At 73.8% G+C, this 25,734-nt stretch carries 24 protein-coding genes and 1 pseudogene; 12 read left to right on the forward strand and 13 right to left on the reverse strand.

All coding sequences use genetic code 11. The features are described from left to right. Nucleotides 1–58: 58 nt before the first annotated feature. Complete coding sequence (locus ACQPYD_RS14855) at nt 59–223, reverse strand: hypothetical protein (RefSeq protein WP_433701570.1); 165 nt, start codon at nt 221–223, stop codon at nt 59–61. A gap of 382 nt (nt 224–605) precedes the next feature. On the opposite strand from ACQPYD_RS14855, the pseudogene thrS reads away from it, so the two are divergent. Both thrS and ACQPYD_RS14865 read left to right on the forward strand, forming a co-directional pair. Then, nucleotides 606–1,862 (forward strand): annotated as a pseudogene (gene thrS, locus ACQPYD_RS14860) (threonine--tRNA ligase); the annotation flags it as partial. 174 nt (nt 1,863–2,036) lie between these two features. Further along, entirely contained in the window at nt 2,037–3,092 is a 1,056-nt protein-coding gene (locus ACQPYD_RS14865) for an exonuclease domain-containing protein (RefSeq protein ID WP_433701571.1), read from the forward strand. 86 nt (nt 3,093–3,178) lie between these two features. On the opposite strand, the gene ACQPYD_RS14870 is transcribed toward ACQPYD_RS14865, so the two are convergent. Then, nucleotides 3,179–4,315, reverse strand: coding sequence for a hypothetical protein (locus tag ACQPYD_RS14870; protein WP_433701573.1), 1,137 nt, complete (start codon nt 4,313–4,315; stop codon nt 3,179–3,181). A gap of 247 nt (nt 4,316–4,562) precedes the next feature. Between ACQPYD_RS14870 and ACQPYD_RS14875 the strand changes: the two genes are divergently transcribed. After that, nucleotides 4,563–5,438, forward strand: coding sequence for an AraC family transcriptional regulator (locus tag ACQPYD_RS14875; protein ID WP_433701574.1), 876 nt, complete (start codon nt 4,563–4,565; stop codon nt 5,436–5,438). Between the two features lie 321 nt (nt 5,439–5,759). Here the strand turns inward: ACQPYD_RS14875 and ACQPYD_RS14880 are convergent, their stop codons facing one another. Beyond that, entirely contained in the window at nt 5,760–6,128 is a 369-nt protein-coding gene (locus ACQPYD_RS14880; RefSeq protein WP_433701575.1) for a MerR family transcriptional regulator, read from the reverse strand. 61 nt (nt 6,129–6,189) lie between these two features. Between ACQPYD_RS14880 and ACQPYD_RS14885 the strand changes: the two genes are divergently transcribed. After that, nucleotides 6,190–7,293 (forward strand): alkene reductase, encoded by a 1,104-nt coding sequence (locus tag ACQPYD_RS14885; protein ID WP_433701576.1) that lies wholly within the window; start codon nt 6,190–6,192, stop codon nt 7,291–7,293. 94 nt (nt 7,294–7,387) lie between these two features. Here the strand turns inward: ACQPYD_RS14885 and ACQPYD_RS14890 are convergent, their stop codons facing one another. The 4 genes from ACQPYD_RS14890 to ACQPYD_RS14905 all read right to left on the reverse strand — a co-directional run bounded on the left by ACQPYD_RS14890 (nt 7,388) and on the right by ACQPYD_RS14905 (nt 10,736). After that, nucleotides 7,388–8,233: an alpha/beta fold hydrolase gene (locus ACQPYD_RS14890; protein WP_267950031.1), complete on the reverse strand. Its 846-nt coding sequence runs from the start codon at nt 8,231–8,233 to the stop codon at nt 7,388–7,390. Nucleotides 8,234–8,637: 404 nt separating this feature from the next. Continuing rightward, complete coding sequence (locus tag ACQPYD_RS14895) at nt 8,638–9,939, reverse strand: MFS transporter (RefSeq protein WP_433701577.1); 1,302 nt, start codon at nt 9,937–9,939, stop codon at nt 8,638–8,640. 175 nt (nt 9,940–10,114) lie between these two features. Further along, nucleotides 10,115–10,393 carry a hypothetical protein gene (locus ACQPYD_RS14900; protein WP_433701578.1) on the reverse strand — a complete coding sequence of 93 codons (279 nt, stop codon included), beginning with the start codon at nt 10,391–10,393 and terminating at the stop codon, nt 10,115–10,117. Nucleotides 10,394–10,526: 133 nt separating this feature from the next. Continuing rightward, nucleotides 10,527–10,736, reverse strand: coding sequence for a 4-oxalocrotonate tautomerase family protein (locus ACQPYD_RS14905; RefSeq protein ID WP_433701579.1), 210 nt, complete (start codon nt 10,734–10,736; stop codon nt 10,527–10,529). Between the two features lie 232 nt (nt 10,737–10,968). On the opposite strand from ACQPYD_RS14905, the gene ACQPYD_RS14910 reads away from it, so the two are divergent. Then, entirely contained in the window at nt 10,969–11,829 is an 861-nt protein-coding gene (locus ACQPYD_RS14910) for a helix-turn-helix transcriptional regulator (protein ID WP_433701580.1), read from the forward strand. Nucleotides 11,830–12,003: 174 nt separating this feature from the next. On the opposite strand, the gene ACQPYD_RS14915 is transcribed toward ACQPYD_RS14910, so the two are convergent. Next, entirely contained in the window at nt 12,004–14,013 is a 2,010-nt protein-coding gene (locus tag ACQPYD_RS14915; protein WP_433701581.1) for a GTP-binding protein, read from the reverse strand. 472 nt (nt 14,014–14,485) lie between these two features. Between ACQPYD_RS14915 and ACQPYD_RS14920 the strand changes: the two genes are divergently transcribed. The 4 genes from ACQPYD_RS14920 to ACQPYD_RS14935 all read left to right on the forward strand — a co-directional run bounded on the left by ACQPYD_RS14920 (nt 14,486) and on the right by ACQPYD_RS14935 (nt 18,012). After that, on the forward strand, nt 14,486–14,827 hold the full coding sequence (locus ACQPYD_RS14920; protein WP_433701582.1) for an ArsR/SmtB family transcription factor: 342 nt from the start codon (nt 14,486–14,488) through the stop codon (nt 14,825–14,827). Between the two features lie 3 nt (nt 14,828–14,830). Beyond that, nucleotides 14,831–15,337, forward strand: coding sequence for an SRPBCC family protein (locus ACQPYD_RS14925; protein ID WP_433701583.1), 507 nt, complete (start codon nt 14,831–14,833; stop codon nt 15,335–15,337). Nucleotides 15,338–15,440: 103 nt separating this feature from the next. Beyond that, nucleotides 15,441–15,956, forward strand: a complete 516-nt coding sequence (locus tag ACQPYD_RS14930; protein WP_433701584.1) for a dihydrofolate reductase family protein — start codon at nt 15,441–15,443, stop codon at nt 15,954–15,956. A 397-nt stretch (nt 15,957–16,353) separates the two neighbouring features. After that, the gene (locus ACQPYD_RS14935) at nt 16,354–18,012 is read left to right on the forward strand and encodes an alkaline phosphatase D family protein (protein WP_433701585.1); all 1,659 of its coding nucleotides are present in this window, start codon (nt 16,354–16,356) and stop codon (nt 18,010–18,012) included. A gap of 173 nt (nt 18,013–18,185) precedes the next feature. Here the strand turns inward: ACQPYD_RS14935 and ACQPYD_RS14940 are convergent, their stop codons facing one another. Both ACQPYD_RS14940 and ACQPYD_RS14945 read right to left on the reverse strand, forming a co-directional pair. Continuing rightward, nucleotides 18,186–18,404 carry a hypothetical protein gene (locus ACQPYD_RS14940; RefSeq protein WP_402911617.1) on the reverse strand — a complete coding sequence of 73 codons (219 nt, stop codon included), beginning with the start codon at nt 18,402–18,404 and terminating at the stop codon, nt 18,186–18,188. An 86-nt stretch (nt 18,405–18,490) separates the two neighbouring features. Then, nucleotides 18,491–18,757: an AbrB/MazE/SpoVT family DNA-binding domain-containing protein gene (locus tag ACQPYD_RS14945; RefSeq protein ID WP_433702057.1), complete on the reverse strand. Its 267-nt coding sequence runs from the start codon at nt 18,755–18,757 to the stop codon at nt 18,491–18,493. A gap of 1,043 nt (nt 18,758–19,800) precedes the next feature. Between ACQPYD_RS14945 and ACQPYD_RS14950 the strand changes: the two genes are divergently transcribed. Beyond that, nucleotides 19,801–20,043 (forward strand): peptidoglycan-binding domain-containing protein, encoded by a 243-nt coding sequence (locus tag ACQPYD_RS14950; protein WP_433701587.1) that lies wholly within the window; start codon nt 19,801–19,803, stop codon nt 20,041–20,043. A 98-nt stretch (nt 20,044–20,141) separates the two neighbouring features. Here the strand turns inward: ACQPYD_RS14950 and ACQPYD_RS14955 are convergent, their stop codons facing one another. Next, the gene (locus tag ACQPYD_RS14955) at nt 20,142–20,942 is read right to left on the reverse strand and encodes a SigB/SigF/SigG family RNA polymerase sigma factor (RefSeq protein ID WP_433702058.1); all 801 of its coding nucleotides are present in this window, start codon (nt 20,940–20,942) and stop codon (nt 20,142–20,144) included. Between the two features lie 553 nt (nt 20,943–21,495). Here ACQPYD_RS14955 and ACQPYD_RS14960 point away from each other — a divergent pair. Further along, the gene (locus ACQPYD_RS14960) at nt 21,496–22,482 is read left to right on the forward strand and encodes a phosphotransferase enzyme family protein (protein WP_433701588.1); all 987 of its coding nucleotides are present in this window, start codon (nt 21,496–21,498) and stop codon (nt 22,480–22,482) included. Between the two features lie 182 nt (nt 22,483–22,664). After that, nucleotides 22,665–23,363 carry a type 1 glutamine amidotransferase domain-containing protein gene (locus ACQPYD_RS14965; protein WP_433701589.1) on the forward strand — a complete coding sequence of 233 codons (699 nt, stop codon included), beginning with the start codon at nt 22,665–22,667 and terminating at the stop codon, nt 23,361–23,363. Between the two features lie 121 nt (nt 23,364–23,484). Here the strand turns inward: ACQPYD_RS14965 and ACQPYD_RS14970 are convergent, their stop codons facing one another. Both ACQPYD_RS14970 and ACQPYD_RS14975 read right to left on the reverse strand, forming a co-directional pair. Then, entirely contained in the window at nt 23,485–24,108 is a 624-nt protein-coding gene (locus tag ACQPYD_RS14970) for a hypothetical protein (protein ID WP_433701590.1), read from the reverse strand. A 61-nt stretch (nt 24,109–24,169) separates the two neighbouring features. Then, the gene (locus tag ACQPYD_RS14975; protein WP_433701591.1) at nt 24,170–25,417 is read right to left on the reverse strand and encodes an MFS transporter; all 1,248 of its coding nucleotides are present in this window, start codon (nt 25,415–25,417) and stop codon (nt 24,170–24,172) included. Nucleotides 25,418–25,734 lie beyond the last annotated feature (317 nt).

Below are 25,734 nucleotides of genomic sequence, written 5' to 3' on the forward strand. Positions count from 1 at the left end.
GGCGCCACCGGGGCAGCCGGGCATCCACTGCCCCCGGCCGGGCCCCGGCGTCAGGTGGTCAGCGGCGCTCGTTGGACTCGCGGCCGTACGCGAGGGTCTGGACGGTGTCGTGATCTCCGTGGTCGTCGTACCCGCGACCCCAGTCGATGCCGGCCGCCGCTCCCACGGCGACGGTCCCCAGTGCGGCGACGGTCAGGGCGAGGGCGGCGATGATGCGGCGCATCGGTCTCTCCTCCGGACGGGCTCCGTCCGGGGCCCTATGGCGGCAGCGGTTCCCGATCCTGAGGGCAGGAAACACCTCGAACTGCGGTTTTGTGAGGTTTTGGCGGTCCTCTCCCCGCGGACCGCAGATCGCCCCGATGAGGCCACCAGGTCGGCCGGGGCGACCGCCTCCCGAGCGCCGTACCGGCGGAGCGCCACCACGGGGTTCGGCCCCCTACAGCCGGACCCGGCCCGGCGGGTCTGCTATCGTCCTCGCCATGAAGCGCGCTGCCATGACGACGACGCCGGAGAGTGTCCCGGCGCGCTGACAGACGTCTTGTTCGAAGCCCCGGGGCGAGTGCCCCGGGGCTTCGCCGTGCGGCCACTCGCTCCACCCACGCGAGGAGACCGCCATGCACGACCACCGCAAGCTGGGCCGTGAGCTGGAGCTGTTCGGCACCGACCCGCTGATCGGCTCGGGCCTTCCCTACTGGCTGCCGGACGGCGCCGCCGTCCGGCACGCGCTGGAGGAGTACGTCCGCACCGTCGAGAGGAGGGCGGGCTACCAGCACGTCCACTCGCCCGTGCTGGGCAAGCGGGAGCTCTACGAGATCTCCGGGCACTGGTCGCACTACCGCGACGACATGTTCCCGCCCATGGAGCCGGGGGCGCGGGGAGCCGGCGGGGAGGGCTCCGAACAGCTCGTCCTTCGGCCGAGCCTGTGCCCCCACCACGCGGTGATCTTCCGGTCCCGCTCGCGCAGCCACAGGGAGCTCCCCCTGCGCATGGCCGAGCTGGGCGGCATGTACCGGTCCGAGCCCTCGGGCGTGCTCGGCGGACTCACCCGGGTCCGCGCCATCCAGCTCAACGACGCGCACGTCTTCTGCGCCCTGGAGCAGGTCGAGGCGGAGGCGGGGGCGGCACTGGAGCTGATCCGCCGGGCCTACCGGGCGCTGGGGATCACCCCGGCCCGGTACAGGCTGTCGCTGCCCGGACCGGGAGGCGAGTACGTCGCCTCCCCCGACCTGTGGCGGCGCTCCACCGCCCTGCTCACCCGGGTCCTGGACGACTCCGGCCTGCCCTACGAGGCGGCCGAGGGGGAGGCCGCGTTCTACAGGCCCAAGATCGACGTCCAGGTCGCCGACGGCGCGGGACGGGAGTCCACCCTGTCCACCGTCCAGGTCGACTTCCACCAGCCCGAGCGGTTCGACCTGCACTACGTGGGCGCGAACGGCGCGAGGCACCGGCCGGTCATGGTCCACCGCAGCATCGTCGGCAGTGTGGAGCGGGCGGTGGCCCACCTGATCGAACAGCACGGGGGCGCGTTCCCCGCCTGGCTCGCCCCTGTCCAGTTGGAGATCCTGCCGGTGAGCGGCGACCAGGGCGCCGAGGCCGGGGAGTTCGCCCGCAGGTGCGCGGAGCTGGACCTGCGGGCCAGCGTGAGCCCCCCGGACAGGGGCAGCCTGGCCGCGCGGATCCGCGCGGCCAGGCTCGTGCCCTACCAGGTGGTCGTCGGGGCGCGGGAGGCCGCCGGGGGGACCGTGGCCCTGCGCCTGCGCGACGGCCGCCGCCTGGACCCGCTGCCTGTGGTGGAGGTCCTGGAACGGGTCCGGAGGCTGGTGGGGGCGCACCGCACCGACCTGTGGGACGCGGCCCCCTGACCGTGCCGCCGCCGTCCCGGCCCCCGCCGAGGGGGCCGGGGCCCGGGGCGCCACGGCCCGCTCCTTCGGGACGGACCGCAGGGGCGGGGCTGCCCGGGACGACCGTTCTGTCCCCGCCGGGGTCCCCGCCCGGGTAGCCTCGACCCGTTCCCCGGACGTTGCAGGAGGTACGTGGTGTCCCACACCTGGACCGCGATCGACTTCGAGACCGCCAACCACGACCGCGGCAGCGCGTGCGCGGTCGGCCTGGTGCGCGTCCGCGACGGCGCGGTCGTGGACCGGTTCACCACCCTCATCCGGCCGCCCCGGCAGGTGGACTTCTTCTCGCGGCACAACATCGCCGTGCACGGCATCACCGCCGCCGACGTCGCCGACGCCCCCGGATGGCCCGAGGCGCACGCCCGCATCGTGGAGTTCGCCGACGGGGACCCGCTGGTGGCGCACAACGCCGCCTTCGACATCGGCGTGCTGCGCCAGGCCTGCGCCCACACGGGGCTGTCCCACCCGGCGTGGGAGTACGCCTGCACGCTCGCACTGTCCAGGCGCACCTGGGCGGACCTGCCCGACCACAAGCTGCCCACGGTGTGCGCCCACATCGGCCACCGGGTCCTCCACCACCACCGGGCCGACGCCGACGCCGAGGCCGCCGCGAGCATCATGATCGCGGCCATGACCCGCTACGGGACCTCCTCCCTCGCCGACCTCGCCCGCGCCGCCCGCCTGGACCTGCGCCGGGTGGAGGCGGCCGGGGCCCTCCCGGTCCAGGAGGCCCTGCCCGTGGGGGCGGGGACCGCCGCGCCGCCCCCGGCCTCCGCCGCGCGTGCGGCGGGCGGCCCGTCCGCGCCCGCCGGTGCCGCCACGGCCCCCGGACCCGCCACGGGTGAGGACCGCTTCAGCAGGTGGCAGAGGGTCGCCCAGACACCGCTCCCCGAACCCTCCCCGGACGCCGACCCCGCCGGTCCCCTGTACGGGCGCACCGTGTGCGTGTCCGGCGACCTGGCCTCCATGGACAAGCCCGAGGTGTGGCGGCGCGTGGCCGAGGCGGGCGGGCGCCCCGCCAAGAACGTGACCAGGAAGACCGACGTGCTCGTCCTGGGCGGCCACGACGGGACCGGCAAGACCTCCAAGCACCGCCAGGCCGAGGCCTACCGCGAGCGCGGCCAGCGCATCGACCTCGTCACCGAGGACGAGCTCCTGGCCCTGCTGGGGATGACCACCGCCGGCCCCTGACCGGTGCCGGGCCGTGCGGCCCTGCGGGAACGGCGGAGCCGCCCGCGCCCCGGTCGGGTGCGCGGGCGGCTCCGCCGGCTGTCCGGCTACTGCTTGGGGAAGCGCAGGGTGGCCCCGCTCTCGGAGCTGGTCCGCCCGTGGTCGAGCAGTTCGGTGAACCCGGCGTCCGCCAGGACCGCCGAGCGCAGCATCAGCGCGCTGGCCGGGGCCCGGAAGGCCGCGTTCGGGTCGTCCAGGCCCTTGGGGTCGGTGTCCACGAGCAGCGGTTCGTTGAACGACCCCCACAGCTCGGGCTCCCCGTCGCGTTCGGCGCCCAGGAGGAGGGTCTCCACCCGCGCCTCCGACAGCATCGGCAGGATGGGCGTGGTCCCGCGCACCGCCTGGTCGTGGGCGAGTTTGCGCTGGTAGTCCTCCAGAAACGCGTCGTGCCTCTCCACGACGAACTCGCGCAGGGCGTCCTCGGCGGCCTTGTGCAGCCGCTCCTCGGCGTCGGTCCCGCCGCGCCCTCCCGGGACCACCCGGATCGGGAGGGCGAGCTGGCGCGGGCCCAGGTTGTCGCGCAGGTAGGCGATGGCCTCCTCGTCGCCGCCGACGATGATGATCTCGGCGCCGACCTTCCGGGCGGCCTCGCGCACGTGCTCGGCCACCTTCGCGGTGTTCTCCCGCCACAGTTCCTGGGCGGCGTGCGAGTCGGCTCCCGGGCCGCCGGGGTTGTTGCGCTGGCCGCGGCCTCCGCGCCCGCCCAGGCCGTCGATGTTGCGGAGGGATTCCCCGGCGGAGTCGGCCTCCAGGACCGGTTCCCGGGTCGGTCGGGCGGTGTAGGCCGTGACCTTGGCGTTGACCCGGTCCAGGGCCACCAGCACGTAGGGCAGGCGGCGGCCCCGGTCGACGGCCAGGGGGAGCACGTCCGGGACGGGAAGGTACGAGGCCCGGTCCTGGACGGGGATGTCGCCCAGGGTGTGGGCGCCGAGAAGGGTTCCCTCGGAGGCGAAGAGGGCCTGCCCGTGGTCGCCGTAGGCGCGGGACGTCTTCTCCCCGACCGCCTGTTCCAGGACGTCGAGGGTGGCCTCGTCCGTGCCCAGCGCGGCGAGCTCCTCACGCAGGTGCCGCCAGCGCAGTTCGATCTTCTTGTCGGCGTCGGTGGTGTCGCGGCTGGTGTCCATGTGAACCGAAGCCACCGGAGCGCCGCTCTCGTACAGAGGTCGCAGAAAACCCATGTCCATGTATCCGCGGGGCGTGGTCACCCCCGCCCCGCCCACCTCCTTCTCGGGGTCGGCCTGCGGGCCATCCTGGGGCCAATGGTGCTAACCGTACGTACGCCACGTCGAGGGAGACACGCTCCTTGCCCAAGGATTTCCACGATTTGCCCGAGAACGGAACGGCCGCCACCCGACCGGAGAGGGTCGTGAACTGTCGGGCGCGGACAGGGGCCGGATCCCTAACGTCGGTGGTGGAAGAAGGAGGCGGGACATGCTGGACAGGTTGAACCGGGCCCTGGAACGGGTCGAGGAGGACCCCGGGACTCCGCCGGACGCAGCCGCGATGGCGCGGGACGCGCTGACCTCGGAGCACCACCTCCGGCGGCTGTTCTCGGCCCTGGCGGGGATGTCGCTGTCGGAGTACGCGCGGCGGCGGAGGCTGACGCTGGCGGGGGCCGAGGTGCTCCACGGCGACGCCCCCCTGCTCGACGTCGCGGTCCGGTACGGCTACGGCTCGGCGGAGGCGTTCGCCCGGGCGTTCCGCTCCATGCACGGAGTGGGGCCCGGGGAGGCCCGCCGAACCGGTGCGGTACTCGCCTCCCAACCGCGGATGACGTTCCGCCTGACAGTCGAAGGGAGCACCACTGTGCGTTACCGGATCGTGGAGAAGGAGGCGTTCCGCCTCGTGGGGCCCAGGGCCCGGGTCCCCCTGGTGCACCGGGGACCCAACCCGGACATCGTCGCGTTCACGAGAGGGCTCGGACGGGCCGTGCTGGAGGAGGTGGGGCGGCTGTCCGACCAGGAGCCGCGCGGCGTCCTGTCGGTGAGCGTCCACCTCGGCTCCTCGCGGGAGGAGGGGACCGAACTGGACTACTACCAGGCGGCGGCCACGACCGCTCCCGCGCCGTCGGGGATGGAGGTCCTGGAGGTGTCGGCCGGGACCTGGGTGGTCTTCCCGTACTCGGGTCCCTCGGCGGACTTCCCCGAGCCCTTGCAGCGGCTGTGGTCGGACGCGTTCGGGCACTGGTTCCCGTCCCACCCGTCCTACCGGACCGTCGAGGGGCCGTCGATCCTGCGGGTGGAGTACGGGGAGGACGGCGCGAACGCCGAGGCCGAGCTGTGGCTGCCCGTCGAGCGGGCGGACTGACCCGGCCGGACGGGTGCCCCGCGGCTCCGCCGTGCCCGCGTCCGGGCCTTCGGACGCGGGCGCGGCCGCGCGGAGCGCACAGGAACAGGACCACCGGCAGCGGGATGAAGACCGACGCGGGCGCGGCCGCGCGGAGCGCACTGCGCCCCGCCCTCAGGAGGGGCGGTGCGCGGTGGTGCGCCGACACGTCCGCCCCGCCCGGTGCCGGACTCCCCGGGCGGACCGGTGGGAGGCCGGCCGTCCGGGCGCCCTCCCCGGTCGGCGCGGGCATCGTCCGGGGTCCTCGCGCGGGCGGTGCGGGCCCGCAGGAGGGGGCGCGGCCTACGGCGCCGCGACCTCGTCGGAGGCCGCCTCGATGACGTCGTCGAGCAGCTTGCGGGAGCGCTGCAGGTCCCCGATCATCCGGTCGATGCGGTCGCGTTCCACCATCAGGTCCGCCACCAGGGTGCCGTCCGGCTCCGCCGGGCCGCCGTCGGCGTCGCGCATGCACGGCAGCAGGGTCGCGATCTTGGCGCTGCACAGCCCCGCCGCGAACAGCTCCTGGATGCGCTCGACCCGGTCCTGGGCGGACTCGGCGTACTCGCGCTGACCGCCCGGTGTGCGCTCGGAGGACAGCAGGCCCTGCTGCTCGTAGTAGCGCAGCGACCGTGTGCTCACACCGCTGCGCCGCGCCAATTCACCGATCCGCATGGCCCAACTCACACTCCCCGCACTTGAAGTTGACATTGGCGTCAACTCCTACGGTAGCCGCATGGACACCACATCCGGAACCTCTCCGCTGCTCACCCCCGCCCGCCTGGCCGGCATCGACCTGCCCAACCGCCTGGTCATCGCCCCGATGACCCGCAACCGGGCCGAGCCCTCGGGCGCCGCGAGCGCTCTCATGGCCGAGTACTACGCCCAGCGCGCCTCGGCGGGCCTCGTCATCGCGGAGGCCTCCACCCCGAACGCGGTCGGCCAGACCTATCCGAACATCGCCGCCCTGCACCGCCCCGAGCACGTCGAGGGCTGGCGGGCGGTCACCCGCCGCGTGGCGGAGGCTGGCGGCCGCATGTTCCTCCAGATCCAGCACGGGGGCCGCGTCGGCCACCCCGCCACCAGCGGGCTGACGCCGGTGGCGCCCTCCCCCGTGGCCCTGCCCGACACGATCCACACGCCCGGCGGCCGTCAGCCGGCCGTGACGCCCCGGGAGATGGACCGGGCCGACATCGACGGGACCGTCGCCGACTTCGCCGCCGCGGCCCGCCGGGCCGTGGACGCGGGCTTCCTCGGGGTGGAGGTCCACGCGGCCAACGGCTACCTTCTCCACCAGTTCCTGGCTCCCACCACCAACCGGCGCCGGGACGCCTACGGCGGCGAACCGCGGAACCGGATGCGGTTCGTGCTGGAGGTCGTCGGGGCCGTCGTCGACGAGATCGGTCCCGACCGGGTCGGTGTGCGCGTCTCCCCGGGCAACACCAGCAACGGCATCGCCGAGACCGCGGACGACATCGCGGCCCTGTACCCCGGGCTGACCGAGCGCCTGGACGCCCTGGGCCCCGCCTACCTGCACGTGGCCTTCGCCGACCCCGACAGCCGGGTCTGGAAGGAGATCCGCTCCCGCTGGTCGCGGACCCTGGTCGGCAACCCGGTCCTGCCCGCCGAGGGGATCCCCGCCGACGGGGGCCGGGCCGCGGGAGAGCGGATGCTGGAGGCCGGAGCCGACCTGGTCGCCCTGGGGCGTCCCTTCCTGGCCAACCCCGACCTCGTCGAGCGCATCCGTACCGGTGCGCCGGTCAACCCGGTGCGCGACAAGTACCTGATGTACGTGGGGGGCGCCACCGGCTACACCGACTACCCCGCCGCGGCCGTCTGATCCCGGCGGCGGGCGCCGCGCGGCGGGCCGCCCCGGTGCAGCCGCTCCCCGCGCCGGGCGCGGAGGGGGAGGCCGGGCCTTCCGGGCGCGCCGGTCAGACGCGGGTGCGGCAGCGGTCCAGGAACCTGCGCAGCACCTCGTTGAAGCGGTCGGGGCGCTCCAGGTTGGGCAGGTGCCCGGCGCCCTCGATGATCTCCACGACGGAGTCGGGGATCAGCACGTGCATGGACTCGGTGAAGTCCGGAGGCGTGAACCGGTCGTGCTGGCCCGCCATGAGCAGTGTCGGCGCCGAGACCCGCCGGAGCAGGGGGGTGTAGTCGGGGCGCTGGGCGCGTCCGTACTGGGCGGCCGCCGCCCCCTCGGGCGGGGCGGCGTACATCATGGCGCGCACGTGGTCGGCCACCGCGGGCAGGTCGCGCACGTTGTCGGCGGTCATCATGCCGACGAGCATCTCGTCGGTGTAGCCCCGCATCCCCTCTCCCCGCAGCCGCTCGGCCATCGCGACCCGGGAGGCTCGGCCCGTGTCGGTCTCGGCGCGCGGGTTGGTGGCTGCCAGGGTGAGGGAGTCGACCCGGTCGGGGAAGAGCCGGTAGAACTCCAGGGCGACCTGTCCTCCCATGGACAGTCCCACCACGCCCGCCACGTCCAGGCCGAGGTGGTCCAGGAGCGCGGCGAGGTCGCGGGCGAACGCGCTCATGGAGGTCGTCCCCGGGACGACGGTGCTGCGGCCGTACCCGCGCAGGTCCGGCACCACCACCCGGTATCCGCGCCCGGCGAACGCCTTGACCTGCGGTGCCCACATCGTCCGGTCGAAGGGGTGGCCGTGGATGAAGAGGACGGGGTACCCGGCTCCGCGATCGGTGTAACTCACGTCGATCCCGCTCACGGAGGCGGTGTCCGGGGCGTCACTGTTCGCGGTGTTCGTCGTCTCGTGTGCCACAAGAACCGATGCTATTCATCCGTGCAAGGCGCCCTCCCACCGGGATGGCCATGGGAGCGCGCCCAGTCGGCCGGGGCCGCACCGCTTCCGGGAACGGGCCCCGCGCACGCGCGTGCGCGCCAGTCAACGGGCGTCCCCGCCCGCTGGGGCGCATACGGGCCCCGCGCACGCGCGTGCGTGCCCCGGCGGGGGCCGCGGCGCGGCGCACCCACCGCCGGGGACGAGCGGGGCGCAGGCGGTCCCTCAGCGCCTGCGGCCCCTCGCGCGCCGTGACCCGCCGTCCTCGGGCACGGTGCGCCGTGGCGGACGGGGCCGTCCGCCACGGGCGCCGGAGCGCGGAGCGCCCGGCTACAGGGGGAGACGTCCCCGGGAGCCGTCGGGTTCGGCCCTGTTCGCGCCCCGTCTCACCCGGCCTCCCCCCGACGCGTCAGAGGACCCGTCCCGGCGGACTCCCCCGTGGCGGCGTCGTCCTCCCGGCACCCGGGGTCCCCGCCCCGTGGGGAGGAGGCCCCTGCCCGCTTCCGGCCCAGGACGAGGGCCGCGGCCAGGTAGGGGGTGGCGAAGAGGGCGAAGGCGAGGGCGTGGCCGGTCAGTGCGAAGACCGCCGCGTACAACAGGTAGGAGGCGCCGGTGAAGGCGTCGGCGCCGAGTCCGGCGAGCGAGGTGACCGTGGCCCGGCTGGTCCCGGTGATGCGCTCCTGGAGCCGGGCGTCGGCGACCACGTTCGCGGTCTGGCACACGCCGAACCCCGCTCCGATCAGCATCCAGCCGGGGAGGCTGCCGAGCAGGGCGCCGGTCGCGATGGCGACCGCCGCCAGGCCGAGCAGGACGGCGAGGAGCCGGACGGGCAGCCGGGACGCGGGCCCGGCGAGGAGGCCGCCCGCGGTGATGAACACCCACACCACCAGGACCACGAGGGGGATGTCGGCCGTGGGGACGCCGGCCTCGTCCGCGAGCAGGGGGACGTACTCCTCCAGCATCTCCCAGAAGGCCGTGACCACGACGACGAGCACGATCGCGCCCCGGACGCCCCGGCTCGCACGAGCCTCGGCCAGGCCCGCGCGCATGGTGGCGAGGTAGCCGGCGGGCTCGTCCCCGGAGTCGGGGCCGCCGGCGGCCCGCCGGTGCTCGGGCAGCGCCAGCGCGGCCACGGAGCACAGCACGCAGGCGGCCACGCTCGCCGCCCCGATGGCCGCGTAGCCGCCGTGTTCCATCACGGGGACCGCCAGCAGGGTGGAGGCGCCGACCGCGGCCACCCCCAGGGCGCGGGTCACGCCCATGATCCGGGCGTAGCGGTCGGCCGCGCCGCGGTGTCCGAGTTCGGTGTAGACCAGGGCCTCGAAGGCGCCGGAGGAGAGGGCTCCGCCCGCGCCCCACAGCACGAAGCCCAGGGCGAACGCCCAGTAGCCGGGCAGCAGGAGCCACAGGGCGAAGCCCGCGGCCGCGAACAGCGGTGCGGCGGCCAGCAGGTAGCGGCGGGGCACCACGTCGGCCCAGGCGCCGGCGGGGACCGACGCGACGACGGAGGTCAGGGACCAGAGCACGAACAGCGAACTGATCTGGGCGACCGTCAGCCCGGTCTCGTCGAAGAGGATCGCGTACAGGGGGTAGAGGAGGACGAACTCCTCCAGGACCGCGTACGCGTACAGGGGCCGGGTCAGACGGGAGGTACGCGTGCCGGGGGCACGCGGTGGAAGGGTGTTCATGGAGGTCTTTCGGTCGAGCGGAACGAGGACACCGGGAGCGTGTTCGCCCGGTGGTCCGCGTGCTCGGTCCGAAGACCGGTCGGGGACTTAACGTCTCTTGTGCATGGCCCCAGGATAGGCCGTCGGCGCCGCCGGGGGCCAGTGCTTTGACACTCGGCACGGCATGGCGGACGGCTCAGGAGGGGTGCGCCTCGTGGGCCCGGGCCCGCAGGCCGGCGGAGAACCCCTGCCGCTCGGCGGGCGTGAGCCGCTCGAACGCCCGCAGCAGGGGCGGGACCCGTCTGCTCGCGAACGCGCGCATGGGGTCCCGGTACTCCTCGGCCGGGGACAGCAGGACGCGCCGGCGGTTGGCGGGGTCCTGCCGCCGCACCACGAGGCCCACCCCGGACAGGTCGCCGACCAGCTCGCCGGTGGTGGGCAGCCCCACCTCCAGGCGGGCGGCGAGCTCGCCCACGCTGAGCTCATGGTCGTGGGTGAGCCGGGTGGGGACCGACCCGCCCCGGGTGGACGAGGTACTCCTCCCGGTTCGACGGGTTCCCGTCGGTGCGGGCCCGGCGCGGAGGGGCCGGGCCCGCACAGGGGGGAGATCAGGCGTCGCCGTTGAGCACGGCGGCGGTCAGGACGCTGCCGGCGACGCCCCAGCCGCCGTCGGCGACCTCGTCGACCAGCACGACGGTGGTGGAACGGGCCCGCTCGCCGTAGATCTCCGCGTACAGGTCGGTGGTGCGCTCGACGAGCTTCTTCTTGTCCTCGGCGGTGACGGTGCCCGCGGGGACCTTGAAGTTGGCGAAAGGCATGGGTGTTCCTCCTTGAGTGGGTTCTCCCGCGGCGCGGGAGCATGTGTCCGAGAACGTGTGGCCGTGGCGCCGTTCCCGGACGGGAACGGCAGCCGGCCGATGCCGATCCGGTGGCAGGACTCCGCGCGGAGCGGTCGGCAGCCATGTCCTCCAGGATGCTCGGCGCCGCCCGGCGGAACCAGGGGATCCCATCCCCTGTGCCGGCGGCCCGGCCGGACCGAGAATGGACGGCATGGGTTCTGTGAACTACACCGAGCTGGGAGCCTTCCTGCGCTCGCGGCGTGAACGCATCCGTCCGGTCGACGTCGGACTTCCCCACGGGCTCCGCCGCCGGGTGCCCGGGCTGCGCCGCGACGAGGTCGCCCAGCTCGCCGGCGCATCGGTGGACTACTACAACGAACTCGAACGCGGCGCCGGATCCCAGCCCTCCGCGCAGATGATCGCCGCGCTGGCGAGGGCCCTGCGCCTGACCGCCGACGAGCGCGACTACCTCTACCACCTGGCCGACCGCCCGGTGCCCGCGCACGGCGGACCGGCCTCGCACGTCCACCCCGGCATGCTCGACCTGCTCACCCGTCTGACGTCGACACCCGCGCAGGTCATCACCGACCTGCATGTCACCCTCGTGCAGAACCCGCCGGCGGTGGCGCTGCTCGGGGACCACTCGGGTCTTCGCGGTGCCCGGGCCAGCTTCATCCACCGGTGGTTCACCGACCCCGACGCGCGGCGGATGTACCCCGAAGCCGACCACGGGGGCCAGTCCCGGGCCTTCGTCGCCGACCTGCGGGCAGCCGCCGCCAGAAGAGGTGCCAAGGACACCGAGGCCCGCTCGATGATCAGCTCGCTGATCGGCGCCTCCTCCGAGTTCGCCTCCCTGTGGGCCGACCACGACGTGGCCTTCCGGCGCGACGACCGCAAACGCCTCGTCCACCCCGAGCTCGGCCTGATCGAGGTCAACTGCCTCCACCTGTTCAGCGAGGACGGTCGGCAGCGGCTGCTCTGGTTCACCCCCGCGGTCGGCACCGACAGCGCCGGCCTCCTCGACCTGCTCGCCGTCCTCGGCACCCAGGAGGTCACCGGGCCGACGCTCTGACCCCCCTGTCCGCAGTGGCGGTGGTCGGCTTTGGGACCCTGTGGGAACGGCCCCGCTGCGAGCGGGCGGCGCGTACCGACGCGGTCCCGCTGTTCCTGTCCGGGAACGTCCCGCGTCCTCGCCCCCGGGCACGCGTTTCCCGGGCGGGCCCGGCGGGAGAACCGCCGGGTGCCCTCATCCGCCCGGCCCGGACCGCCGCAGGTGGACGAGGTACTCCTCCCGGTTCAACGGGTTCCCGTCGGTGCGGGCCCGGCGCGGAGGGGCGCCGGCCACCGGCCGCACCCGGGAGCGGCGGCTCAGCAGCAACCCCTCGCCGTGTGTCAGGCCGGGCAGCGCCGTCCGGAACCCGTGGACCGCGCGGGCGGGCAGCTCCCCCCTCAGCTCCCACGCGCCGCCTCCCGGACAGGATTTGTGCACGTGGCCGCCGGCGGCGCCCAGGGCGGCCAGGACCGCGCTCAGCGCGTCGGCGGGGACCTCCAGCTCGAAGGCGTGCACGGGTTCCATCACCCGTGTGCCCGCGCGGTGCAGCGCCCGCATGAGCACCATCGGGGTCAGGCAGCGGAAATCCCGCGCCGTGCTGGTCGGGGCCACGAACCCGCTGCGGACCAGGGTCACCACGCAGTCGGTGACCTGCCATCCGTACAGCCCCTGGGACAGGGTGTCGTGGACCGTCTCCGCCACCGCCCGGTCGAACGACGGCAGCAGGGCGCCGAGCTCCACCTCCCTGCGGAACACGACGCCGCTCCCCTCCTCCCCCGGCTCCACCCGCAGGCCCACCGTGGCGGCGAACCCGTCCGCGGGCTGGGAGCCGACCGTCTCGACGGCCTCGCCCACGCCGGCGGGGCGCTCGACGTGCACGACGGTGCTGCGGTCGAACACGGCGCGCACGCCGAAGTCGTCGGCCAGGGTCGCGGCGACCACCTCCTTCTGCACCTCCCCGTACAGCAGGACCGAGAAGCCGTGGCCGGGCACGGTGCGCACACCGATCAGCGGGTCCTGCTCGGCGAGCGCCGTCAGGGCGGCGTGCAGGCGCGGACCCTCGCCCTCGTGCTCCGGACGGGCGACCGCCTCCAGGGAGGGGCGCGCGAAGCGGGGCCCGGGGCCGCCGGGGGCGGGAGGGCCGAGCCGGTCCCCCACACGCAGGCCCGGCAGCCCCCGGACGCGGCCGATGTGGCCCGCCGTCAGCGCACGCGTGCGGTCGCCCTCGGCGCCCACGACCGCCAGGCGGGTGACGCGGCCGCTGTGCGAGGACTCGGCGCCGTCGGGGGCCGTCGGGGCGTCGCGGTGGAGCACGACGCGGTCGCGCTCGGCCAGGCGGCCCGACCGCAGCCGCACGTAGCCGGTCTTCTCCCCCGAGGCTGAGCGTTCGACGGAGAACACCGTGCCCCGCGGTTCGGGGTCGGCGGTCCCCGGTTCCGGGGCGGTGGCGGGGAACAGGCAGGTGAGGGCGCGGACCAGTGCGGGGGCGCCCGCGCCTGTGACGGCCGAGCCGAACAGCACGGGGTGCACCAGGCCCCGTGTCACCTGGGCCGCGAGCATCCTGTCCAGTTCGTGCGCCGGCGGGACCGGGAGGCCGTCGACCAGGCGCGCCAGCAGGCCGTCGTCGTGCGCGGCCAGGACCTCGGCCAGCGCCGCCCCCGTGGCCGGGTCGTGCCGGTCCAGGGGCAGCGTGCGGGCGCCCGGCGTGCCCGCGCCGCGCACGCGGTTGAGCGCGACCGCGTCCGGGGAGAGGAGCCGCCGCACGTCCGCGAGCACTCCGTCGGGGCGGGCGCCCCGGCGGTCGGTCTTGTTGACGAACAGCGCCACGGGCAGCCCCGCGTCCCGCAGGGTGCGCATCAGCACGCGGGTGTGGGCCTGGACGCCCTCGACCGCGGACAGGACGAGTACCGCGCCGTCGAGCACGGTCAGGGCGCGTTCGACCTCGGCCACGAAGTCGGTGTGGCCGGGGGTGTCGACGAGGTTGATCTGCACGGGGCCGGCCCGGAAGGAGGCGACGGCCGTGCGCACGGTGATGCCGCGCTCGCGTTCGATGCGGCCGGAGTCGGTGCGGGTGTCCCCGGCGTCGACGCTGCCGAGCCGGTCGAGGGCGCCGGCGTCGAACAGCAGGCGCTCGGTGAGGCTGGTCTTACCCGCGTCGACGTGCGCGACGACGCCGATGTTCAGGACGGTCGGAAGAGATGACAAGAGCGGAGGTGTCCTCGGGGATTCGTGTCCGGTTGCAGGGCTCGAAAACTCCGTAGGACCGGCGCATCCCGTTGTTCCTCTCCTCGGCTGTCGGTCGGCTGTCCGATTCTGGTCCCGTCCCGGGGGCCGCACAACTCGTTTTCCCGCGTGGGGGCGCCGTCGACGAGCGGCGAACCGGGTGACGGGCGCCCCGTCGGCGGCTTTCGGAGCGAAGGCGCCCCGCCCTCCCCCGGTGTCGTCGGAGGCCGCGGCCCGGACGCCTCCCCACACACCGTGGAGTCCACCCGCTGACGAGGGGCCTGCCCGGCGGTGCGGGCGGACCCCGCCGCCGTGGCGGACTCCGCCGGCCCTTGGTCCGGGGTCTGCCGCCGCCCGGTGTCCCCGCAGCTGACAGGGGTCGCGATCGTTGTCCGGCAGGATCCGCTCGGCGCCTCCGGCTTGACGCATACCGATATGGGAATATGATTGCCCCATGGCACGAGCAGCGACGACGTCGGACGTCTTCAACGCGATCGCCGAACCGCAGCGCCGGGAGATCCTGGTGCTGCTGCGGGCGGGTGAGCGGTCGGTGACCGAGTTGGCCCAGGAGCTGGGGATGACCCAGCCCGGAGCCTCCAAACACCTGCGGGTGCTCCGGGAGGTCGGGCTGGTGCGGGACCGCAGGGCGGGCAAGCAGCGCCTGTACGGCCTCGACGCCGGCGGCCTGCGGCCCGTCCACGAGTGGACCGGCGGGTTCGAGCGGTTCTGGGACGAGAGCTTCGACCGGCTGGACGCCTACGTGCAGGACCTGAAGCAGACGAGGGAAGCGGAGTAGCCGATGAGCGCGACAGAACGAGGGACCCCGGCCCGGTCGGCGACAGCCGACCGCGAGATCGTCGTCTCCAGGACCATCGACGCCCCGCCCGAGCTGGTGTTCGAGGCGTTCACCGAGGTGCGGCACCTGTCGCGGTGGTGGGGGCCGGAGGGGTTCACCACCACCACGCGGGCGTTCGAGTTCCGCGTCGGCGGGGTGTGGGACTTCATGATGCACGGACCGGACGGGACGGACTACCAGGAGTGGATCACCTGGACCGAGATCGCCCCGCCGGAACGGATCGCGATGCTCCACGGTGAGACCCGCGACGACCCGAACGCCTTCGAGTCGGTCCTGAGGTTCGAGCCCGACGGTGCTGCGACCCGGATCGAGATGCGCACGGTGTTCCCCACCAGGGAGCAGCGCGACGAGGCGGCCGAGAAGTACCACGCGATCGAGGCCGGACGGCAGACTCTGGACAACCTGGCCGACTACGTCGCCGAGGCCGTCCGGAAGGGAGCGGAGGACTGATGGCCGGGAAGGTGTTCTTCAGCGTGTCGATGTCGCTGGACGGCTTCATCGCGCCCGGGTCCGCCGGGGAACTGATGGGGCGGCAGTGGATGGAACTGCAGCAGTGGGTCTTCCCTCAGCGGTTCTTCCGGGAGAACCTGAAGCTCGGCGGGGCGGGGAAGAGGGGCGCGACAACGACATCGTGCGGGAGACGTTCGAGCGCACCGGCGCGAGCGTGATGGGCAGGCGCATGTTCGACGCCGGCGAGCGGATGTGGCCGGAGGAGGCGCCGTTCCACACGCCCGTCTTCGTCGTGACGCACACCGGGCGCGACCCCTGGGAGCGGCCGGGCGGCACCACGTTCCACTTCGTCGACGAAGGCATCGGCGCCGCCCTCGACCGGGCCCGCGAGGCCGCCGGCGATCGCGACGTCCGCATCGCGGGCGGCGGCGCGACGATCCTGGAGTACGTGAACGCCGGTCTGGTCGACGAGTTCTCGATCGCGCTCTCACCCGTGCTGTTCGGCTCGGGGGTCCGCCTGTTCGAGGGCGTGGACGCCGACCGTGTGGCCCTGGAGCAGGTCCGCGTGGAGCCCTCCCCCTGGGCGACGCATGTGACCTACGCCGTCCGGAAGCGGTGACTCCCCGACCTCGGCGCCGCCCGCCGGGATCGGCGTGCGGCAGGGAGTCGGGGTCCGGGAGAAGCCGGGCGAGGAGGGGCGGAAAAGGGGTTTTCCATTCGACTCCGGGTTGTTCTTGCATTTCCAGTTGAATCGATGCATTGCTTCTGTTTTGATGGCCTGTTTTTACAGTTCGATTGCTCGAACTATGCAAAAGCAGGGGGGTGCGGGTCGTGGCATCGGCGTCCTCCCGGGGCATCTTGGTCCTCGGAGCTCTCCGTCACCTGATGGTCACCCGCGCGGGTTCAACGTTCACCGGGCGGTGGTTGGGACGTTCCGCTTTCCGTGGCCGGATAGAGCACGGTCCCCGCCCGCCCCGACCGGGGCCGGGCGCTCCACGAACTCCAGGAGACCGTGCATGCCGGGAACTCCCCGCACCCCCGCCCCCGCTCCTTCCCCCGCACTCCTGACCGCAGAGCCCGCGCCGACCGCCCCGCCGGCGGGCGCCGTCCCCGCCTCCCTCGCGGGGGAGTCCGCCCGCGCCACCCGCCGCCAGCTCCTGGTGGGCGGCGCCGCCACCCTGGGAGCCGTCGCCCTGGCCTCCGGCTGGGCCCCCGAGGCGCACGCCGGCGCCGCACCCCGGCCCGGTCGGGTGGCCGAACCCTTCACCCTCGGCGTCGCCTCCGGAGAGCCCCTCCACAACGGCGTCGTCCTGTGGACCCGCCTGGCGCCCGACCCCCTGGCGGAGAACGGGCTCGGCGGCATGCCCGACCGGCGGGTCGAGGTCGAGTGGCAGGTCTCCCGGGACGAGGACTTCCGCCGCATCACCACCTCCGGCACCGTCGGGACCGGACCCCGCGCCGCCCACTCCGTCCACGTGGAGGTCCAGGGGCTGCGGCCCGGAACCCCCTACTACTACCGGTTCCGCCACGGCGCCGAGATCAGCCCCGTGGGCCGGACCCGGACCACGCCGGCGCCCAACGCGCGGACGGACCGCTTCGCGTTCGCGTTCGCCAGCTGCCAGAGCTACACCAGCGGCCACTTCACCGCCCAGGAGCACCTGGCCAGGGAGGACCTGGACCTGGTCGTGTTCCTGGGCGACTACATCTACGAGACCGGTGAGGCCGGGGGCGCCGGACGCCCCCACGTGCCGGCCCGGGAGGTCCAGACCCTGGCCGAGTACCGCGTCCGGCACGCCCAGTACAAGGCCGACGCGGGCCTCCAGGCGGCCCACGCCGCCTTCCCGTGGGCGGTGGTCTTCGACGACCACGAGCTGGAGAACAACTGGGCCGACGAGACCCCGTACGGCGGCGAACCCTCGGAGGCCTTCCTCCAGCGCAGGGCCGACGCGCTCAAGGCCTACTACGAGCACATGCCGCTGCGCCGCTCCCAGATCCCCGCCGGGCCGGACATGCACCTGTACCGCAAGCTGTCCTTCGGCGACCTCGTGGACGTGCACCTGCTCGACACCCGCCAGTACCGGGACGTGCAGGTGGCGGACTCCGAGCGCGGCGACCCCTCGCGCACCCTGCTCGGCGCGGACCAGCGGGCGTGGCTGCTGGACGGGCTGTCCTCCTCGCGGGCCCGCTGGAACGTGCTGGCGCAGCAGGTGTTCTTCTCCCAGCGCGACTTCGCCGCCGGCGCCGCCACCGACTTCAGCGACGACGCCTGGGACAACTACCGGGTCGAGCGGGACACCGTCCGCGACGCGCTGGCCCGTGTGCGCAACCCGGTCGTGATCACCGGGGACGTGCACGCCAACTACGTGTGCGACGTGAAGGCGGACTTCGACGACCCGGGTTCGGCGACGGTCGCCACGGAACTGGTGGGCACCTCGTTCACCAGCGGAGGGGACGGCGCGGAGCAGAACCCGGGCGACGCGGTGCAGTTGAGGGAGAACCCGCACATCCGGTTCCTCAACCGCAGACGCGGCTACGTCCGCAACGTCGTGACCCCCACCGGGTGGACGGCCGACTACAGGACGCTCGACTACGTGACCGATCCCGGCGCGCCCATCACCGACCGGGCCCGGTTCGTCATCGACGACGGCGTCCCGGGCGTGCGCCCCCAGGCCTGACCGGCCCCCGGCTGCCGGAGGCGGCCGGTGCGTAGGCCGTTCTCCGCCCCGTCGGACGAACGCCCGGCCGGAGAACTCCGGCCGGGCGTTCCGCGTGTCGGCCCGAGGACTCGCGGTGGGACGGCCCCGGACCTCGTGCGGTCGGAGCGGCAGGCGCTGTTCCGATACGGGTCTCAGGGCGGCCCGGGGTTGAAGACGGAGTGCGTGCCGACCCTGCGCCAGACGACGTGCGCCTTCCCGGGGAAACGCTCGTCCCCGTACTCCCACGTGGCGCGCCCGTCAGGCGCCCAGGTCATCTCGTAGACCCCCGGAGCGCCCTGCACGCCCTTGACCCGGAGGCCGGGCCGGAACCGTCCTTGCTCCACGTCGGGTGCGAACTCGGTGGTGACCACCTTGCGGAACCGCTCGACCTGCTGAGGCGTCAGCTTCTTGAAGTCGGCCCGGAACCGGGGGGTGGTGGCGAACGTGGCCAGTGCTCTCAGCGCTCCTCTTCCAGGGCGTCGAACATCGACTCCGCGTCCTCGAACTCCTCGGTCCGGCCCTCGGCGATCTGCTCACTGGCCTCCCGCTCACCCTGCTGCCATTCGGGGTCCCAGAACCACGCCTGGTCGGCCGGTACGGCGGTCATGCCCCGGAGGGTGACCTGGCCGCTCTCCGTGATGGCGAACTCGACCTCGTCCCCCTCTCGGATGTGGAGGGCCTCCGCCACCTCACGGGGCAGCGTGACCTGGTTCTTGCGACGCATCACCGCACGTCGGCGTCTCGACTTCGTCTCGCTCATCGGGGTGGCCTCCTCAGGGGTGTGAGAGCGCCGGGTTCCCGTCCGGTCCCTCAGTCACAGCATGGATCAGAAAGACGGACAGTACAACTTTCCTACAGCGCTCCACGGGGCGAGACGGCATCTGCGGACGCGATCAGCCAGAGCCCGGCAAGGCCTGACCGGCCTCTCCCCCGGCCTCCCGACTGGTCGGACCGGACCGCCTCGGGCGCGGTAAATACTCCTTCTGCATACGCCCGCACGCCCGGCCATCGGCACGCCAAGGGAAACTCGTTTTTCTTTCCACTCACCGGGGTTCGTCAAGGAGAGGGAACAGGGTGCTGTTCTCCCAGGCATGGGCGCGGACGATCGCCCCTCAAGGGCGTGCGTACCGGGTCTACAATAAGAGAAAGGATGAGCGCGAACTCCGCGAATCCTGGTGCCATGAAGGGCGGCGCCGAAAGCGCGGAGGCACACGCATTGGCCTCTCAAGGCGTGGTGCTGTGACACTCATCCGCGGCAACGGTTTCCGTCCGTGGAAAGAATCACGGGAGACGGTTTCGACTCCCCTTCCGACGACGGCCGGAGTGGGATGTCCTCGTCGCCGTCGGGAAGCGCTGATGTTCTCGAACGAGCATCGTCGTGCACTCCTCCGCCGGTGGTATTCACTGCGTGCACCGGGATGCTGGACCGACGGCGCCCCCTGGCGGCTCGGGCGGGTGTTCTCCGCAAGCGAATGCCCCGAGGTCGGGGCTGGCCTGTGAGGTCAGGAGATCATTGGCGGGCCGTGGCCTCCCGTGGCTTCTTCCGATTGCGGGGGTCGGGTTCAAGTGCGCCCTTCGCGGTGGCGGATGAAGTAACCGAACGGAAAACGACCCTGCCGAATTCAGGATTTCTTGTGGAATCTCGACAGAGGTGGCGGAAACAAACTCTCCTCCCGGAAAACCAGCCGCGCAACGGTGGTTCCGTGTTCTGCGGCGACCCCGAATCATGGGGCTTCAACGGCCTCACGGCAAGAAAAGAGGAACGACATGATTGGTCTCAAGCAGGGCGACGGCGGGGAAAAGGTGGCGTACCTTCAGGAACTGCTCATCGCAGCGGGCCACCTGGACAAGGACCCCGGGGCCGACGGCAAGTACGGGTCCGAGACCACCGCAGCGGTTCGCAAGGCCAGGGAGGCGCAGGGTTCGACCAAGCCCGGGACGCCGATCACCGGGACTGCCGGCGGGCAGGTCATGAAGGAGTTCGTGGAGAAGGTGGCGGGGGTGAAGTAGCCCGCACCCGCTCCACGAGGCCATGACGCCATGGCCGGGCCCCCGCGGCGGAGACGCCGCGGGGACTCCCCTGCGAGCGGGCCGGTACGCGGTCAGGTTCAGGCGGCGGTCCCCACACCCATCTCCTCGCGCAGGCGCTCCAGGGTCGTCCGCAGGATGCGGGAGATGTGCATCTGGGAGTAGCCCAGCCGTTCGGCGATCTCGGTCTGGGTGTGGTCGTGGAAGTAGCGCATCATGAGGATGTGGCGTTCGCGCTCGGGAAGGCGTGCCAGGGCCGGCTTCAGTGCCTCTCGGTCGACCACCAGGTCCAGGAGCCGGTCCTCGCAGCCCAGGTGCTCCTCCAGCGAGGGGGAGTCGTCCCCGTCCGCGTCCGGGTTGTCGGGGGCGTCCAGTGACAGGGCGCGGTAGAGGTCGGAGACCTGGCGGACCTCGTCCAGCTGCTCGCGGGTCATGCCGAGCTTGTGCCCGAGTTCGTCGCCGGTGGGCGTGCGCCCCAGTTCCTGGGTCATCTCCTGCCGGGCCTGGTGCAGGCGGATCCGGTTCTCCTGGGCCGACCGGGGCACCCGTACGGCCCAGGTGTGGTCGCGGAAGTGGCGCTTGACCTCGCCGATCGCGGTCGGCATCAGATAGCCGAGGAACGGCGCCCCCCGGTCGGGGTCGAAGCCGCGGATGGCCTTGCACAGCCCCACCATCGCCGTCTGGTACAGGTCCTCCACCGGTTCCCCGCGCCCTCCGTAGCGGTGCGCGATCCGCTTCATGGCCGGCGCGTAGTGGGACACGACCCGCTCCTGGAGCTCGTGTGCTCCGGGACCGCCCGGGCCCAGGGCCTTGAGCTGTCGCAGGAGGGCTTCGCCCGGGTCCCGTTCGCCCGGTCCCGGTCGGCGCGGCGCCGGGACCATCGGACCTCGTGCGGCGGGAGCGTCGACCGGAAGCGCTTCGGTGTCGGTGACGGACAAGAGAGACCCCCTGAAAGCTGGCCTGTGTGTTGCTGCCGCAACGGCAGGGCACGGCCCTCGAAGGCACGTGCCGCTGTCATCCTTCCCCCACGAAGGAGACTAAAAGGCCCAGAGAGAACTTTTGGGAACTCTTACCGCCACGGAGCGACAAACAAGACATTTAGTACATGCGTGTGGTGAGCGGCCGACGCATCCTGGGCGCTCCCCGCGCCCACGGTGCGTGTCGGCGGTTTCCCGTTCCCGACGACGGCGTCGCGCGCCGCCCCTCCCCCTCCCCCTGCCACGGGAGCCACGGCGCGAACGCGCCCCGGTCGCGGAGCGCGCCGGCGGGGTCCCGTGAAGAACAGGTGCGGCCCCCTGTCTCTCCGAACGCGAAAAACACCAGGACGCCCCGGCGCCGGACCCGTACCATGCCCGGTGGCCGCCCTGCGGCGGCCACCGGTCCTGCGCACCGTGCCAGGACGCGAACGCACGAGCAGTCGGGGGAAGACGTTCGATGGCACCATCCGGTATCGCCTCCGTGGTCGGCGAGCACTACGCACTGGAGGGGGCGGACCTCGTCCCGGTCGGCGGCGGCGCGGACCTGAACGCCTCGCTGTGGCGGGCCACCGACGCGCGCGGGCGCCGCTTCGCCGTCAAGTGGAGCAGCGGGGGCTCCCCCGCCGGGCTCGTACTGCCCGCCGCGCTCAACGCGGTACGGCCGGGAAGCGCTCCGGAGCCGCTGCCCGCACGCACCGGAGCCCTGTGGGTCGACACCGGCGGCGCACGCCTGTCGGTCATGGAGTGGGTCGAGGGCACGAGCGCCCTCGCAACACCCCCGGGGCCGACCGGATGGCGCGAGCTGGGTCGGCTCCTGGCCGCTCTGCACGGGGTTCCGCTCGGGGACGAGGTGCTGGAGCGGGTCCCGCGCGAGGACTTCGACCCCGGCCGGTGGGCCGGGCTGTTCGAGCGCGTCGACGCCGCGCTCGACGCCGGTCCCGCCGAGGGGGTCGGACGGCGGCTGGCCGAGCTGTGGTCCGGGAACCGCGCGGCGCTGCGCGAGGTCCACCGGCGCACGATCGACCTGGCCGCACGCCTCCGGGAGCGGGACGACCTCCCCGGCTTCGCCGCCTGCCACGCCGATCCGCACCTGGGCAACCTCGTCATCGCCAACGACGGGCGCCCGGTCCTCATCGACTTCGACGACGCGGTCCTCGCCCCGCGCGAACGCGACCTGATGTTCGTCCTCGGGGGCGGTGTCCTGGCGGACCGGGCCGTCACCGAGGAGCAGCAGGGCCTGTTCCTCGACGGGTACGGGCACCACCGGGTCGACGCCGAACTGCTCGCCTACTACCGGGGCCTGCGCGTGCTGGAGGACGCCTCCGAACTCGCGGGGATCGTCATCGACCCCGCCTGCGGCGAGGAGGAGCGCCGCGAGGCCTTCGGCCACGTCCGCGGCGTCTTCTCCCCGACGGGCCTGCTCGCCCAGGCGCTGTCCGAATAGGGGGCCGTCGGATCGCCCCTGGTCGCACCCCTGGAGGAGGCATGGGGAGCGCCACGTGCGGGTAGCCGGGTGGGCACGGGCGAGGCCCCGGGCGGAGGGACCTCCCCGCCGGGGCCGGTAGGCGCCGCAGGCCGCGCCCACCGCCCCCAGGAGACACCGGTCCACTCGAAGGAGCAGCGTTCATGAAGATCCTCATCGTCCTGACCTCGCACGACGAGCTCGGTGACACCGGACGCAAGACGGGCTTCTGGCTGGAGGAACTGGCAGCCCCGTACTACCGCTTCAAGGACGCCGGCGCCGAGCTGGTGCTCGCATCGCCCCGGGGCGGGCGTCCGCCGCTGGACCCCAAGAGCAACGAGCCCGGCGCCCGGACCGACCAGACCCGGCGCTTCGAGTCCGACACCGAGGCCATGGCGGCCCTGGAGAGCACGGTGCGCCTCGACGCGGTCTCGGCCGCCGAGTTCGACACGGTCTTCTACCCCGGCGGACACGGTCCGCTGTGGGACCTCGCCGAGGACGAGCACTCCGTCCGGCTCATCGAGACCACCCTGCGGGCGGGCAGGCCGCTCGCCCTGGTCTGCCACGCGCCGGGGGCCCTGCGACACGTCACCGGAGAGGACGGCAACCCGCTGGTCCGGGGCAGGAGGGTCACGGGGTTCACGAACACGGAGGAGGCCGCCGTCGGACTGACCGAGGTGGTCCCGTTCCTGGTGGAGGACCAGCTCAAGGAACTCGGCGGCGTCTTCTCCAAGGTCGGGGACTGGGAGCCGTACGTCGTCCGCGACGGCCTGCTGCTCACCGGTCAGAACCCCGCGTCCTCGGGTCCCGCGGCCGAGGCCCTGCTCGATCTGGTCGCCGAGGTGGACGGCGAACGCGCATGAGCGCACACGCCGTGACGCGCCCCTCGGGGCCCGCCGCTCCCGGGGCGGACACGGCCCGGAGGGCCCGGCCCCGGGTTCCGCCTGCGGGGTCGGCCGACCGGCGCGCACACCCGGATCGGGGCTACCCGCCCCCGAGGAGGGAGAGGAGCAGCTGCGCCAGGGCCACGAGCCAGCCCGCCGCGCCGAAGACCGTCCCGGCCACCGCTACGCGGTGCGCCGCCACCGCCGACCGGTGCGCCTGCTCGGCCTGCTCGCGTTCGGCACGGGCGCGCTGTTCCTGGAGCTCCACGTAGGCGTCCAGGCTCTTGGAGATGCTCTCCAGGAGGACGAGGTGGTGGTCCTCGGTGGGGGCGGCACGGTACCTGGCCAGGCTGCGGGTGAGGTCCCTGCGTTCCCCGGTGCGTCCGCCGGGCCCGCCCGGCGGCGCCCCGGCCGGTCCGGGCGGCCGCCCGACCAGGGACGCGAGCCAGGACGTCAGTCCCCTTCTCCGGGGCGGTCCGGCGGGGAGGGGGCGTTGGTGTTCTCCGTCCCGTGGAGGCGGCGGGCCTCCGGGTTGGGGGAAGGGGTGGAGAGGTCCCGAGGGGGTGCCGGGTCGGTTCCGGACGGGCCCGGGGGTGCGGGACGGAAGAGCCGGCCCCGGCGCCGAGACCTCCACGGGTGGCACGGGGCCGCCGAGGAGGTCCAGGACGTGGGCGGCGTGCGCGACCACGGCGGGATCGTGGCGCGGATGGGGAGTGGCGTCCATGCGACCACTCAAGCAGGTCGCCGGAGGAGGCGGAAGCGGTCGCCCGAAGCGCGGGCGGGCCTCAGCCGGCCTCCGGTTCCTGTTCTCCCCGTCGGGTGCCGCCGGGCAGCACCGCCGTGCGGAAGGCACGCGTGCCCAGGGCCGCCGCCCCGGCCGCGCTCGCCCCGGCGCCCCACAGGAGCAGGAGGACGGACACCGGGTACGCCCGCGCGAGGACGCCGATCACCGGGTTGGCCACCAGGAGCGGCAGCCACTGGGCGAGGGTCAGCACCGCGTGGGCCCGCCCCACGGCTCCGCTCGGGCAGGCGGCCATGAACAGCGGCCCGACGTGGGTGGAGAAGACACCGGTGCCCAGCCCCACGAGCGAGGACACCAGGCAGAACGCCGCCGGTCCGGGAGCGGCGGCGGCGAGCGCGACCCCCGCTCCCGCGGTGACCATCCCCAGCGCGGCGGCCGGGCCGGCGCGCCGTGCGGTCCCGCGCCACAGGACCAGCGCGGTCGGACCGGCCATGCCGACCCCGAAGGCGCCCGCCGCCGCACCCGTGGCCGCGGCGCCCCACCCGTGTGCGGCGGAGACCACCGGCACCAGGAGCGAGGAGAAGGGGATGGCGAACATGGCGAAGGCCCCGGTGAGCAGCACCACGGCGCGCAGCAGCGGTGTGCCGAACACGGTCGACAGCCCCTCCCCGACCTGGCGGTTCAGGCCCGGTCCGGCGTCGGCGGACGCAGGGAACCGTGTCCGGGATCCGACGAGGCGCAGCACCGCGAGCATCACCAGGTAGCCCAGGGCCCCGGCCCCGTAGGTGGCGGGCAGCCCCAGGAAGGTGATCGCGGCGCCTCCCATCGGCGGTCCGCACAGCACCGCGCCCTGGAGGACGATCTGCCGGGCCGCCAGGGCGCGGCCCATGGCCTCGGAGGGGACCAGCAGTCGGGGGACCGACGCCGAGGCCGGGATGTTGACCGCGTCGACCGTGCCCAGGGCCAGAGCGGTCGCGACCATGGCGCCCGGCCCCGGATCGGCGGCGGACATGGCCAGTGCGCCCACGGCCGCCAGAGCGCACAGGACCGCGTTCGCGGCCACCATGACGGGCAGCGCCCCGACACGGTCGCTGAGCGCGCCCCCGTGCAGGGTCAGCAGCACCCGGGGGACGGTCTGCGCCGTGAGCACGGCGGCTGCGGCGCCGGGGCCGATCAGGGCCGCGTGCCACACGAGCCCGAAGACGAGTATCTGCGTGCCCAGCGCCGTCACTCCGGCTCCGGTCAGCCAGACCCGGTAGAGACGCGGGGGGCCGTGTTCACTCCGAGCCATGGGGGCGGCCTCCGGTGCCTGTCGGTGGGGGTTCTCGGCACCGGGCACGCTAGTGTCGGCCTCGGACAGAGGCGGCGCGCAACCCCGGGACCCCGCCTGCCCCGGTCTCCGTCGCGTGGCGCGCGGATGTGCGTACCGCGCCACCGCCGCCGCCCCGGTCCCAGATCACCGCGCTCCTGGACACCGGCCCCGACGGCACGGAGATCATCCGGGCCCTCGAAGAGGTCCGCGCCCTGGCCGCCGACACCGGAGCCTTCACACCGGGGCCGCCCGCATCGCCCGCCCCATCGGCGTCCTGCGCGACGGAGTCCGACCGC

This window comes from Nocardiopsis sp. CA-288880 (assembly GCF_050955985.1).
Lineage (GTDB): Bacteria > Actinomycetota > Actinomycetes > Streptosporangiales > Streptosporangiaceae > Nocardiopsis > Nocardiopsis tropica.

Bases quoted from the DNA above. Each gene is read 5' to 3' on its own strand.
- ACQPYD_RS14950 (WP_433701587.1), top strand. From the start codon at position 19,801: ATGATTGGTCTCAAGCAGGGCGACGGCGGGGAAAAGGTGGCGTACCTT.
- ACQPYD_RS14955 (WP_433702058.1), bottom strand. From the start codon at position 20,942: ATGGTCCCGGCGCCGCGCCGACCGGGACCGGGCGAACGGGACCCGGGC.
- ACQPYD_RS14945 (WP_433702057.1), bottom strand. From the start codon at position 18,757: ATGCGTCGCAAGAACCAGGTCACGCTGCCCCGTGAGGTGGCGGAGGCC.
- ACQPYD_RS14965 (WP_433701589.1), top strand. From the start codon at position 22,665: ATGAAGATCCTCATCGTCCTGACCTCGCACGACGAGCTCGGTGACACC.
- ACQPYD_RS14935 (WP_433701585.1), top strand. From the start codon at position 16,354: ATGCCGGGAACTCCCCGCACCCCCGCCCCCGCTCCTTCCCCCGCACTC.
- ACQPYD_RS14870 (WP_433701573.1), bottom strand. From the start codon at position 4,315: ATGGACATGGGTTTTCTGCGACCTCTGTACGAGAGCGGCGCTCCGGTG.
- ACQPYD_RS14885 (WP_433701576.1), top strand. From the start codon at position 6,190: ATGGACACCACATCCGGAACCTCTCCGCTGCTCACCCCCGCCCGCCTG.
- ACQPYD_RS14910 (WP_433701580.1), top strand. From the start codon at position 10,969: ATGGGTTCTGTGAACTACACCGAGCTGGGAGCCTTCCTGCGCTCGCGG.
- ACQPYD_RS14880 (WP_433701575.1), bottom strand. From the start codon at position 6,128: ATGCGGATCGGTGAATTGGCGCGGCGCAGCGGTGTGAGCACACGGTCG.
- ACQPYD_RS14960 (WP_433701588.1), top strand. From the start codon at position 21,496: ATGGCACCATCCGGTATCGCCTCCGTGGTCGGCGAGCACTACGCACTG.
- ACQPYD_RS14905 (WP_433701579.1), bottom strand. From the start codon at position 10,736: ATGCCTTTCGCCAACTTCAAGGTCCCCGCGGGCACCGTCACCGCCGAG.
- ACQPYD_RS14855 (WP_433701570.1), bottom strand. From the start codon at position 223: ATGCGCCGCATCATCGCCGCCCTCGCCCTGACCGTCGCCGCACTGGGG.
- ACQPYD_RS14970 (WP_433701590.1), bottom strand. From the start codon at position 24,108: ATGGACGCCACTCCCCATCCGCGCCACGATCCCGCCGTGGTCGCGCAC.
- ACQPYD_RS14895 (WP_433701577.1), bottom strand. From the start codon at position 9,939: ATGAACACCCTTCCACCGCGTGCCCCCGGCACGCGTACCTCCCGTCTG.
- ACQPYD_RS14875 (WP_433701574.1), top strand. From the start codon at position 4,563: ATGCTGGACAGGTTGAACCGGGCCCTGGAACGGGTCGAGGAGGACCCC.
- ACQPYD_RS14925 (WP_433701583.1), top strand. From the start codon at position 14,831: ATGAGCGCGACAGAACGAGGGACCCCGGCCCGGTCGGCGACAGCCGAC.
- ACQPYD_RS14920 (WP_433701582.1), top strand. From the start codon at position 14,486: ATGGCACGAGCAGCGACGACGTCGGACGTCTTCAACGCGATCGCCGAA.
- ACQPYD_RS14975 (WP_433701591.1), bottom strand. From the start codon at position 25,417: ATGGCTCGGAGTGAACACGGCCCCCCGCGTCTCTACCGGGTCTGGCTG.